This window comes from uncultured Chloroflexus sp. (assembly GCF_937129525.1).
Lineage (GTDB): Bacteria > Chloroflexota > Chloroflexia > Chloroflexales > Chloroflexaceae > Chloroflexus.
Map to the genome: position 1 here is coordinate 1 of NZ_CAKZNK010000048.1, position 11,699 is coordinate 11,699.

Genomic DNA, 11,699 nt, shown 5'->3' on the forward strand with positions numbered 1-11,699 from the left:
CTATCGGCTATCGGCTATCGGCTGTCGCCTATCGCCTAGTCGTGTGACGGCGCTTCAAGCGGCATGGTGCGACGCTTGGTGTTTATGAGTGGTGTCACGTGTTCGTGCATCAGCCAGTGATAGCAGATCGCTGCTATTGGCGCTGCCAGCCAGTAATTGAACAGTCGGAAGATAATCGCAGCCGGCACAGCCGCCGGACCTACTCCCATCTGGCTAAAGACTGCAACTAATGCAGCTTCAACCGTGCCGCCGCCGCCGGGCAGCACATTGAACGTCGATGTAACCAGCGCCACGCCAAACGCAGCCAGCACTATGGCAAAACTCACCTCAGTGCCTAACGCGCGCAAGACCAGCAACATCGCCAGACTATGGCCACTCAATGCTGTTAACTGGATTAACACCAGCAGAATGACATCGCGGCGGCGATGGATCAGCAGGCTGCGACCGCGCGCTATATCAGTGGCAATCCGGTCAACCCATGCGTCACTCCAGCGGCGTCTAAGCAAACGATTGAGCGCGTAATGGATCGAGCTGAGCCAGTGACGCAATGTCGCTTCACTGCGGGTGAGGACGTAGATCGCGATCCCAATCACCGAAAGGCCAACCAGACCGGCAATATAACTGGCGCCAGCGGCTCTCAAGCCGTGCCAGGCAAAGTAGGCAAGGCTAAACGAAAAGACGAGCAGCATTGCCACGACGTAGCTGAGCGTTTCAAGCGAAGCGAGTAACGCCGATTCACCGGTGCGAATGCCACGCCGGTTGAAATTGCTCATAAGAAACGCATAGCTTCCGACGCCGCCTGCCGGTACCGATTGACTGATAATGATCGCGGTGAGAGCTGTTGCCCATAAACGGAGGAGGCTTATCCGGTACCCTAGCGAATGGAGTACCACGTTAAACACTTGCGCGCTCATCAGATAGCTGAGCGCAATCAGCGTCAGCGCTGCGAGCAACCAACCCGGTTTGGCATCATTGAGCAGACCAAAGGCTTCCACAATCCAGTGGCGGTTAAGGACTGCCAGAACAATGATGCCGAGGCTGATGATCGCGCTCGTGATCAATTTCCAGCGTTTCACACCCATAAACGTCCTTTCACGACGAGGCGGTTCGGTCGGCTGGTTTCTTAATGATCTAGATCTTCGGGCGCCATCAGCAAATTTGCGCAAACGTTTAGGCGTCCCTTCCCGCCTCATGGTGGAGCCTCGTCTTTCACCAGACAATGGAAAAGATCCCTTCCTTGCCGGTAGGTTCTTCCCAGTGAACTTCGACCCGTTCGACTTGCGCCTGACTGGGGCCGCTGTAACACCAGCTAATGAGTTTTTGAACGGCTGGTCGCGTTCCTTCAAAGACTGCCTCCACCCGACCGTCGCTCAGATTGCGCACCCATCCTTTGACCTGCGCTTCACGGGCCCGGTCGCGCGTGTAAGCTCGAAAGCTTACTCCTTGCACGCGACCAGATATAAATACATGAGCACGCACCAGATCCACAGGCCACCTGTCTGAGTATTATGCTTTACATTGTGCCAGTTATGCGAAACCATTACTGAGTATAGCGCACTGGCGACTGCTCTGCAACTACACAAGTATAAGACCTTTGTCAGAAGCTTTCTGTTCCTGCTTGATAAATCGGTCAGGCCAGGTGGTTGGATGACACACGCACCTGAGTCGATATCTTTATGGTTAGTGTAGTAGTTTTTGATTGTCGATAACTTGTGGTATCCTACACCCTCGGTAGCGCTCGCCAAACCCATTGTGGAGCAAGGTATGATTTCCGCGGCATCAACGTTTCGTCTGTCACTGGCCCGGATACCGATAGCAGTCTGGCGCATTTTATTCCATAGCTTTCTGTATGGTTTTGCGCTCAGCATTGCCGATATTCTATTCAATTTTTATCTCGTCAGCCAGGGCTATACCGTCAATGATGTAGGCCTGCTCTCGATGGTGAGTCGAGCTGCCGGTATGCTGATGGGGTTGCCAATTGGCTGGCTGATTGACCGGTTGGGGCCGCAGAAGGCGATGATTGCTGGCGTGGTTGGTTATGCGCTCGGTTGGGTGGCGCTCTTGCAAGCTCCTGTCTTGCTATGGTTGATCGTCGCTCAGTTTGTGGTCGGCGCCTGCTATCTGCTGGCAGCAACGGCGGTCACCCCATTGCTGGCACAGGTGACCAGTGAAGCGCAGCGTCCATTCGTGTTTGGAATGAACGCTTCTGCCACTCTGGTGGTCGGGTTGTTGGGCAGCGCGGTTGGTGGCGTTTTGCCAACGCTGGCAGCGGGCATCGTGGCTGTCGATCCGCAATCGACAACGGCCTATCGACTGGCATTGACGACGGTGATCGGATTGAGTGTCGTCGCGCTGCTGCCGGTGCTGACCCGTATCCCGGTAGCAATCGAATCGAGTGGCGCGCAGAGCGCCGACCTGGCGGTACCATCACGGCATTCCTGGTCAATGCTGATCTGGCTGGCTATGCCATCATTTTTGCTCGGTATCGGTGGTGGCGCAATCTTGCCATTTCAAAATCTCTTTTTCCGCGATCAGTTTGGGTTAAGTGATGCAAGTGTCGGCATGGCGCTGGCAGTGGCCTCTGTGGGCGGGGGAATCGGCGCGCTGGTTGGCGCCCCAGTTGTGCGTCGGATCGGATTGCAACGCGGCGCAGCTTTGTTGCGTCTTGGCGCGACGCCGGCAATGTTGTTGATGTTAACTCCCTGGTTGCCGCTTGCCATCATCGGTTTCTTCGCCCGCGGCTTCTTTGTCGCCGCCAGTTATCCGATGAATGATGCCCTGGTGATGGGCGCGACGCCGCCATCACAACGTGGTCTGGCGATGAGCTTGATGAGTTTGCTCTGGGCTGGCGGCTGGGCAGTATCGGCAGTAATATGGGGGTGGGTCGCGCCGATGTTCGGGTATTGGCCTCAGATTGTGGCGGCAGCGATGGCTTATGCTCTCTCGGCGCTGACGATCTTGAGTCTGCGCTTACAACGAAGTGTTGGGCAGACAACTGTACAGGAGCAGGCATAATGGTCTGGGATCCAAATTGGCTTGAACGACCAATTGCATTGATTGGTCTGAGCGGATGCGGGAAGTCAACCCTGGCCCGCTTGTTAGCGCGCGCGCTGAGTTGTCCCTGGTATGATACCGACGCAGCAGTGGCGGCGGCGGCTGGCATGAGTGTGGCCGATCTGTTTCAAACTTACGGCGAGGCAGAGTTCCGCGCTCGTGAGACGGCGGTGCTTGCCGAAGCGTTGCAGGAAACTCAGGTGATTGCTACCGGCGGCGGAATTGTCTTGCAGCCGGAAAATCGCCAGATGCTGCGCGAACGGGCTACGATTATCTGGCTTGACGCTACCGATACTACCATCTTGACTCGCCTTGCCGCCGATGCTGAACAGCGCCCGTTGCTGCGCGGCGATGCAGCGGCGCGATTGGCATCGTTGCGCGCCGCTCGCGAATCACTCTACGCTGCGCTGGCCGATGTGAAGGTTCAGACTGATGAACTGTTGCCAATCGATCTGGTTCAGCAGATTATTGCCACATTGCGGCAACGGCGGTAACCGGCTGAGGATGGCTGGTATCGCTCGCCTTTAATTTGGTGACGCTCGCCTGTGCCGCTCGCTGCCGGTGGTCGCGCGCGCCGGCGCGAAGGAGATGCCCCTCGCGCCGGTGGCGTTCTTATGGCAGTGGGCCGATTAGCCGCGTCGGAAGACGAAGTTGCCGTTGTCAACATCAACCACGATGGTGCTGCCCTCCGGGAAGGCGCCCTGCAACAACTGGAGCGCTAGCGGGTTTTGAATCCGCTGCTGGATGACCCGCTTGAGTGGCCGCGCGCCGTAGACCGGATCGTACCCTTCGGCGGCCAATTGCGCTCGCGCTGCGTCGGTGAGCGTCAGGTTCAGTTTGCGATCGGCCAGCAGTTTGCGCAACCGATTGAGCTGGATCTCAACGATACGGTCGATATGCTCGCGGCTGAGCGGCGCAAAGACGATGACTTCGTCAATCCGGTTCAAGAATTCTGGCCGCAGCACACTGCGCAGCTCTTCCATCACCGCAGCGCGGATCTCGCTTTGTGACGCGCCGGCGCGGGCCAGTTCTTGAATGGTCGCACTGGCGATGTTACTGGTCATGATGATGACCGTATTCTTGAAGTTGACCACCCGGCCCTGCCCGTCTGTTAGCCGACCGTCGTCGAGCACTTGCAGCAAGACGTTGAATACGTCGGGGTGCGCTTTCTCAACTTCGTCAAACAGGACAACGCTGTACGGTTTGCGTCGCACGGCCTCGGTCAGTTGACCACCCTCATCGTAGCCGACATAGCCGGGCGGAGCGCCGATCAGGCGGGCCACCGAGTGCTTCTCCATGTACTCTGACATGTCGATCCGCACCATCGCCTGCTCGTCGTCGAAGAGGAATTCGGCCAGCGCGCGAGCCAGCTCGGTCTTGCCCACGCCGGTCGGTCCCAGGAAGAGGAAGCTACCGAGCGGTCGGTTGGGGTCTTGCAATCCGGCCCGGGCGCGCCGCACTGCGTTCGACACTGCGGTGACCGCTTCGTCTTGCCCGACGACCCGCTGGTGTAGACGCTCTTCCATATGCACTAGCTTCTCAAGCTCGCCTTCGAGCAGCTTCGTCACCGGGATGCCGGTCCACTTCGAGATAATCTCGGCGATGTCGGTTTCGGTGACCTCTTGACGCAGCAAACGGCTCTGACTGCTGATCTTCGCTTCCGCTTCTTGCAGTTCGCGTTCCAGGCCGACCAGCGTGCCGTACTGCAATTCCGCCGCCTTGTTGTAATCGTACTGGCGCTGGGCCTGTTCAATCGCAGCGCGCGTCTGCTCGATCCGCTCCTTCAATTGCTGGATGCGCTCCAGCTCCTGGCGCTCGCGCTGGATCTGCGCTTCCAATGCCGTCCGTTGCTCGCGCAAATTGGCCAGTTCTTGTTCAAGTTTCTCAAGCCGCTCTTTGCTGGCCTGATCTTTTTCTTTGCGCAATGCCTCGCGCTCGATCTCGAGCTGCATCATCCGCCGCTTCAGGTCGTCAAGCTCTTGCGGGTCGGAAGTAATCTCCATCCGCAACCGCGCCGCCGCTTCGTCGATCAGGTCAATCGCTTTGTCGGGCAGGAAGCGGTCAGAGATGTAGCGGTCTGAGAGCATCGCCGCAGCGATGATTGCGCCATCGGTAATGCGCACGCCATGGTGCGTTTCGTAGCGCTCTTTCAGGCCACGCAGGATCGAGATGGTATCTTCCACCGATGGCGGATCGACCATCACCGGCTGGAAGCGCCGCTCAAGGGCGGCATCCTTTTCAATGTGTTTGCGATACTCGTCGAGCGTAGTTGCGCCGACCATGTGCAATTCGCCGCGGGCCAGCATCGGCTTGAGCATATTGCCAGCGTCCATTGCGCCTTCGGCTGCGCCGGCGCCGACAACGGTGTGTAGCTCATCCACAAACAGGATGACATCATCGCGCTCCTGAATTTCTTTGAGTACCGCTTTGAGCCGCTCTTCAAATTCGCCGCGGTATTTTGCTCCGGCGATCAGCGCTCCCAGGTCAAGCGCGATCACGCGCTTGTTCTTGAGCGATTCTGGCACATCGCCGCGCACAATGCGCTGCGCCAGACCCTCGACGATAGCCGTCTTGCCAACACCCGGTTCACCGATTAATACCGGGTTGTTCTTCGTGCGACGCGACAAGATCTGAATGACGCGCCGGATCTCTTCATCACGACCGATCACCGGATCGAGCTTGTTGCGCGCCGCCAGTTCAGTCAGGTCACGGCCATACTGTTCGAGTGCCGCATATGTCCCTTCCGGGTTGGGGCTGGTTACGCGCTGCGCGCCACGCACTTCCCGAAGGGCCAGCAGCAGTTTATCGCGCGTCAGGCCGGCCTGTTTCAGCACGCGCTCGGCGCCACCGCCGGCGTGGTCGAGGATGGCCAGCAGTAAGTGCTCGGTGCTGACATACTCGTCGCCAAACTGGGCGAGTTCATCGTGTGCCTTGACCAGTACCGTCCGCAAGCGCGCGCCAAGTTGCACCTGCGCGCCACCGCCGCTCATGCGCGGAAAGCGGGTAATTTCGTTATTGATCTGCTGCTTGAGAGCGCCAATCGGCAGGTTCAGTTTGGCCAAAACCTGCGGCACGACGCCATCACTCTGATCAAGCAGGGCATAGAGCAGATGTTCCGGCTGCACTTCGGCATTGCCCAGCCGTTCGGCTGCTGCCTGCGCCGCTGCAATAGCTTCATAAGATTTTTGCGTAAAGCGATTCGTATTAAAGGACATACGTCTACCTCCTTGTCTGATGCTGATTACACTGTAGCAGAACCGTATCTGCGGCGCGATAGCGCAGTGTTAGCGTTGCATTGGAAAATAAGCGCAACGTTTGCGCAGTTGCTGCGGTTTACTATATGAGACGAAAAAACGAGTTGTTTTCTGCGCTATTTCGGCAAGACCGGTAACGCTACCTGTGAATGAGTGAAACCCTGATATGTCACCGCGATAATGTTTTTGCAAGCAATGGAGGCAAGCGGTGCCCTCTGAAGAACAACCCTGGTATCGGCGACCCCAACGGATTGCAGCAGTGATCTGTGCCTTGCTTGGCGGTTGTCTGATTGCGTTCGGGCCTGAGGCGCGACTGTATCTCTGGCCGTCAGTGGTCGAGCAAGCCCCGGTTTCCGATCCTTTATTGGTCGCTGTCTTACCCACTCCAACCGTGAAACCGCTGGTGGTCTATGTGTCAGGAGCAGTGGGAGCGCCCGATGTCTACCGTCTGTCACCGGAGGCGCGGGTCGTCGATGCGATCCAGGCGGCGGGTGGTCTGGCTGCGCAAGCTGACATCAGTCATCTTAACCTGGCCGCGCCGGTGCGCGATGGCGAGCATCTGCGGGTGCCGTATGTGGGCGACGTTGAGCCGGTAGCGCCGGTTGCAAACGACTCCGCAGCCGTCAATACTGCGGGCCTGATCAATCTCAACCGGGCGAACGCTGCCGAACTGGAGGAGTTACCGGGCGTTGGGGCTACGCTGGCGGCGCGCATCATTGCCCGTCGCGAAAGTCAGGGGCCGTACCAGCGTGTTGAAGAGCTACGTGAAGTGAGCGGGATCGGTGAGAAGTTGTTTGCGCAGATTGCGCCATTAGTCACAATCGATCCATGAGCAATAATTGCGTCAACAACCTTGCACAAATCGGGGGAGTGGCATATACTCGTGGTGGCACGCCGCTCAGACAGGATTGTCATCTTTAACGGTCTCGGTGTCCGAGTGACGATGTGCCATTTGTTTGAGAGCATGCAGCAGTTCGATCGCTTCGTCTGAAGTCGATCAAGGCAAGAGAAGAGTATATGCGGCGCACCAAAATTGTTGCTACCCTTGGGCCGGCGACCAGCACACCGGAACGGATCGCCGGCTTGATTCGGGCCGGCATGAATGTTGCCCGGCTCAATTTTTCGCATGGCACCCACGCCGATCATGCTGCGCGAATTGCCATGGTGCGACGCGCTGCGGCGGAGGCTGGCCGTCACGTGGCGATTTTGCAAGATTTGCAAGGTCCAAAGATTCGCACCGGGCCGCTGGCGAATGGTCAACCCGTCGAATTGGTTGCCGGCCAGCGGTTTGTGATCACTACTGAGCCGATTATTGGCGACGCTAACCGGGTCAGTACCACGTATCGCGCCTTGCCGCTCGATGTGCGTCCACGCGATCGCATCCTGTTGTCAGATGGCTTGATCGAGCTGGTTGTTACCGGTCATAACGATACCGAGGTTGAGACCGAAGTGGTTCATGGTGGTCGGTTGCGTGAACATCAGGGTATCAACCTGCCTGGCGTGCGGGTGAGCGCGCCGGCAGCCACCGAAAAGGATCTGGCCGATCTGGCGTTTGGTCTCGAACACGGCGTCGATTACGTTGCTCTCTCATTTGTGCGACGGGCCAGTGATGTGCGCGAGGTGAAGGAATTTATCCGTCGCGCCGGCAAGCAGACGCCGGTGATTGCCAAGATCGAACGCCCCGAGGCGCTCGATGTGTTGCCGGAGATTTTGGCCGAAGCTGATGGGATTATGGTGGCGCGCGGCGATCTTGGCGTTGAAATGCCGCCGGAACGGGTGCCGATTGTGCAGAAGCAGATTATCGCTGCCGCCAATCAGGCATTGTTGCCGGTGATTACGGCAACGCAAATGCTCGAGTCGATGATCCACAATCCACGTCCTACCCGCGCCGAGGCCAGCGATGTTGCCAATGCTATTATCGATGGCACCGATGCGGTGATGCTGAGTGGTGAGACGGCTGCCGGCGCCTATCCAATTGAAGCTGTGCAAATGATGGCGCTGATTGCCGATGCAGTAGAAGCATCGTTGAGTGGTGGCGGTCAACACCCGGCTACGCCGCGCTGGTCAATTGCGCCGGTACAATCAACGCCGCGCGCTATCGCGGCAGCGGCATGCACGATTGCCAACACCCTGCCGGTTCGCTTTATCGCGGTGCTGACGCAAAGCGGTTCGAGCGCGCGCCTGGTGTCGCATTATCGCCCCGATGTGCCGATCCTCGCTTTTTGCCCCAACGAAGAGACTGCGCGGCGCACAAGCCTGTATTGGGGAGTGCAGCCAATCGTGATCGAAGCGCGTGATCGGCTCGATGAACTGGAGTTTCAGATTGTGCGTCATATGCGCGAATTGGGTATGGTGCGACGCGGCGATCTGATCGTGCTGAGCGGTGGACATCCGGTTTATCGCTACGGGCCAACCAATTTTCTGAAGGTTATTACAATTGAGTAGGATTCTTGACACCTGCCCCATCGAATGCTACGCTTGTAAATAACGACAGACCACGTTGGGCAGGATGACCATGCGCATCGTCTCTCTGCTACCGGGAACAACCGAAATTGTCTGCGCATTAGGTCTCGGCGACCATCTGGTCGCCGTCACTCACGAGTGTGATTATCCGCCGACAGTGAGGGGGTTGCCGGTAGTGACGCGCAGTATGCTCGATCACCATGAAGAGGTTTCGTCGGCTGAAATAGATGCCGCTATCCGTGAGCGAGCGCGCAACGATCTTTCGATCTATCAGCTCGATCACGAATTGCTCGCCTCGCTACAGCCCGATGTTATCTTAACGCAAGCCCTTTGCGATGTCTGCGCTGTGCCGTTGAAGCAGGTCGAAATGGTAGTGGCTGGCGGGTCGGCGCAGGTGTTGTCGTTCGAGCCGACTAGCCTGGATGGTATCTTTGGCTCGATCAAGGCGATTGGGCGGGCGCTAGGTGTGGCTGAGCGAGCGGAAGCGTTAGTTAATGATCTGACAATGCGCGTCGAGCGGGTGCGAGCGCAGGCGCTCCAGGTCAACTATCGTCCCCGTGTTGCCTGTCTCGAGTGGATCGATCCGGTGTTTGGGCCGGGTCACTGGATGCCAGAATTGATCGCTATTGCTGGCGGTCAACCATTGCTCGGCGTGGCCGGTGAACGTTCTCAGCGAGTGACCTGGCCTGAAGTCATTGCTTGTGCTCCAGAAGTTATCATTGCTATGCCGTGCGGTTTTAGCCTTGAGCGCGCAGTTGCTGAAGCTCAATCGATTTTGCCGCAACGGGCCGGATGGTATGCCCTGCCGGCAGTCCGAACCGGGAGGGTTTTTGCTGTTGATGGCAATGCGTATTTTAGCCGACCAGGACCGCGGATCGTTGATAGTCTGGAACTTCTGGCTGAATTGATTCATCCTGAACTTTTTGCCGGATGGGGGCCGCAGGGAGCGTCTGCTGTGATCGGTTGAACCCTGGTAGTACCGCCTATTCAGCTCTGCCAGCAGGAGAGAGTGCAATGTCAAAGTCCGAGCTGACCATCCCGAAAGTGTTGCAAGCCTTAGCTGCTGAACTGGATCATCCAGTAAGCATTGCTGAAATCTGTGATTTGATCAAATCGCGCTGGTCAGTGCAGTATGCGCTCAATTCAGTGCGCGCCAGTTTGCGCTGGGAAGGGGTTAGATTGGGATGGGTGAAGCTCAACCGGAAGCAATATCTTCCCTTGCGTCTGGCGCTCGACGGTTTGCGCTTTCGCTGTTGGCCGCGACCGCAAGATGTCGTCGCGGGTCGCTTGCCAATTGCTCATCTGCAGCCCTTTGCCGTATTCCGCCGGCAATCCTGGCCGGTCATCTACGATGAACAGGGGAATGTCCTGTCGATCGAGGAGCCTCGTCCGCATACGACCGGTTTTGCGGCTCAGCCGGTGGTGGTCATCGAACAGTGGTTCCAGCGCCATAACTTTGCCGCCGGCGATAGTATTCTGGTGGAAGTTCGCTACCGAACGCAGCCCGAATTGCACTTTTCCTATGAATCGGCGGCGGATTTTCGGTCTGGCGCCGTGGCGGCTCAAGATCGCGAGCTGGTCAATGCCATTGTTGAGAAGGTGAACGAAGGCCTGCGGGCCTGCGAAGACATTATTTTGCCTGTTTTTGCAAACGCGCCCTGGCGAACCGGCTATCCTGGTCGCCCATGGCAATATTTGGTGCTGTCCGATTCGCGTCTGACGCTGATCGAAGATGCATTGCTGGAAGCAGCTAACACCTCTTTCGAGCTTGGGCGAACATTGATCCAGAGAGCGTCACCCGATGATGTGATCTTTCATCAGTCACTGGTGTCATCGCCGGTTCAATTGCCGGTGGAACAGGCAGTGCTTGACGAAATTATCGCGTTGCAGCAAGCGATGCAGCAATCGCGCGATCAGGATAAACATGCCGGGTTATGGGATGGCGAGCTGGCGCGCAAATCATGGCAAGCCGATACTGCGGAGGTTGAACTCTGGGCAGATGCCGATGATTTTATCGATGTTTTCTTCTCGGTATCTGATGAAAAAATGTGTGCCTTACAGCGGCTGCAAGAGGTTCTGCCAGCAGAAGTGAATGAGCAATTGGCCAGGGCAACCAGTGAAGAGGTTGAAGTCATCTTAAGCAGTCAGTTGAATTATCTGCTGGTCAAGGCGCCTGAACTCTTTCCAAAGCTCGATCTGCGGGCTGCGTCAACGCCGGGTGATACATTGATCGATCAGCGGAGCGTTGCCGATACCGACATGCTGTTTGATGATGACAGCCTGTCATACGACGCGGATGATGACGATCTCTTTGCAGACTGGGATAGCGATTGGGATGATGAAGACGATGACGAAGATGATGAGGAGGAAATCATCTTCGCGGCTTCCGGGCAGAGCGATAATCTGATGAACCTGTATTGCGACTATCTGCAAGAGATGGGTAAGCGACGCTCAACGGCTCTCTTCCAGTCGCGTCTCTTGAAGCCGTATGCCCAATTTTTGGCCACCTTCTACTACCAGTCCCTCGATCAAGGCAGCTATGCCACGCTCGACGAATTTCTGTTCTACTATTATCCCCATCACAACAATGTGTCAGAACGGTATATTCGCGAGATGTGTGGCTCGATGAGGCACTTTTACGCCTTTCTGCGCGATCGTGGCGTTATTGCCGATGATCGGTTTGCGCAGGCGATCTGGCAACGGCGTGATCAGGCGGCGCGGCTGATGACCCTCTATCGGCGGGTCGAGCGCGACTATCCCGATCATGAGCGCCTCATGCAGATGCTGTTTGCGCCGTATGTGTCCTGATGGTATTCAATCGGGAGGAATTTGGTGAGTGCGCCTGTTCAAATGTATAACGTTGCCGTGCTTGCCGCCTGCTATGATGGGCATAGTGGCAATCGATAAACACGTTTGGGAAGTCACATG

Annotated in this window: 9 protein-coding genes; 6 read left to right on the forward strand and 3 right to left on the reverse strand. The window is 57.1% G+C overall.

Going from position 1 to position 11,699, the window contains the following annotated elements; translation table 11 throughout:
• Positions 1–35: 35 nt before the first annotated feature.
• Complete coding sequence (locus Q0650_RS04815; protein ID WP_298816468.1) at positions 36–1,082, reverse strand: lysylphosphatidylglycerol synthase transmembrane domain-containing protein; 1,047 nt, start codon at positions 1,080–1,082, stop codon at positions 36–38.
• A gap of 127 nt (positions 1,083–1,209) precedes the next feature.
• Entirely contained in the window at positions 1,210–1,488 is a 279-nt protein-coding gene (locus Q0650_RS04820) for an acylphosphatase (RefSeq protein WP_298816470.1), read from the reverse strand.
• A 276-nt stretch (positions 1,489–1,764) separates the two neighbouring features.
• Between Q0650_RS04820 and Q0650_RS04825 the strand changes: the two genes are divergently transcribed.
• Entirely contained in the window at positions 1,765–3,015 is a 1,251-nt protein-coding gene (locus tag Q0650_RS04825) for a sugar MFS transporter (RefSeq protein ID WP_298816472.1), read from the forward strand.
• Entirely contained in the window at positions 3,015–3,548 is a 534-nt protein-coding gene (locus Q0650_RS04830; protein ID WP_298816474.1) for a shikimate kinase, read from the forward strand. Before Q0650_RS04825 ends, Q0650_RS04830 begins: the two co-directional genes overlap by 1 nt.
• A gap of 135 nt (positions 3,549–3,683) precedes the next feature.
• Here the strand turns inward: Q0650_RS04830 and clpB are convergent, their stop codons facing one another.
• A complete protein-coding gene (gene clpB, locus Q0650_RS04835; protein ID WP_298816476.1) occupies positions 3,684–6,269 on the reverse strand; it encodes an ATP-dependent chaperone ClpB in 2,586 nt (861 codons plus the stop codon).
• 247 nt (positions 6,270–6,516) lie between these two features.
• On the opposite strand from clpB, the gene Q0650_RS04840 reads away from it, so the two are divergent.
• The 4 genes from Q0650_RS04840 (at position 6,517) to Q0650_RS04855 (ending at position 11,579) form a co-directional block, all read left to right on the forward strand.
• On the forward strand, positions 6,517–7,140 hold the full coding sequence (locus Q0650_RS04840; RefSeq protein WP_298816478.1) for a ComEA family DNA-binding protein: 624 nt from the start codon (positions 6,517–6,519) through the stop codon (positions 7,138–7,140).
• Positions 7,141–7,325: 185 nt separating this feature from the next.
• Positions 7,326–8,753: a pyruvate kinase gene (pyk, locus tag Q0650_RS04845; protein WP_298816480.1), complete on the forward strand. Its 1,428-nt coding sequence runs from the start codon at positions 7,326–7,328 to the stop codon at positions 8,751–8,753.
• Positions 8,754–8,823: 70 nt separating this feature from the next.
• Positions 8,824–9,738 carry a cobalamin-binding protein gene (locus Q0650_RS04850; protein ID WP_298816481.1) on the forward strand — a complete coding sequence of 305 codons (915 nt, stop codon included), beginning with the start codon at positions 8,824–8,826 and terminating at the stop codon, positions 9,736–9,738.
• A 47-nt stretch (positions 9,739–9,785) separates the two neighbouring features.
• On the forward strand, positions 9,786–11,579 hold the full coding sequence (locus tag Q0650_RS04855; protein WP_298816483.1) for a hypothetical protein: 1,794 nt from the start codon (positions 9,786–9,788) through the stop codon (positions 11,577–11,579).
• The last annotated feature ends 120 nt before the right edge of the window (positions 11,580–11,699 follow it).

Bases quoted from the DNA above. Each gene is read 5' to 3' on its own strand.
- Q0650_RS04855 (WP_298816483.1), top strand. From the start codon at position 9,786: ATGTCAAAGTCCGAGCTGACCATCCCGAAAGTGTTGCAAGCCTTAGCT.
- Q0650_RS04815 (WP_298816468.1), bottom strand. From the start codon at position 1,082: ATGGGTGTGAAACGCTGGAAATTGATCACGAGCGCGATCATCAGCCTC.
- Q0650_RS04850 (WP_298816481.1), top strand. From the start codon at position 8,824: ATGCGCATCGTCTCTCTGCTACCGGGAACAACCGAAATTGTCTGCGCA.
- pyk (WP_298816480.1), top strand. From the start codon at position 7,326: ATGCGGCGCACCAAAATTGTTGCTACCCTTGGGCCGGCGACCAGCACA.
- Q0650_RS04825 (WP_298816472.1), top strand. From the start codon at position 1,765: ATGATTTCCGCGGCATCAACGTTTCGTCTGTCACTGGCCCGGATACCG.
- Q0650_RS04830 (WP_298816474.1), top strand. From the start codon at position 3,015: ATGGTCTGGGATCCAAATTGGCTTGAACGACCAATTGCATTGATTGGT.
- clpB (WP_298816476.1), bottom strand. From the start codon at position 6,269: ATGTCCTTTAATACGAATCGCTTTACGCAAAAATCTTATGAAGCTATT.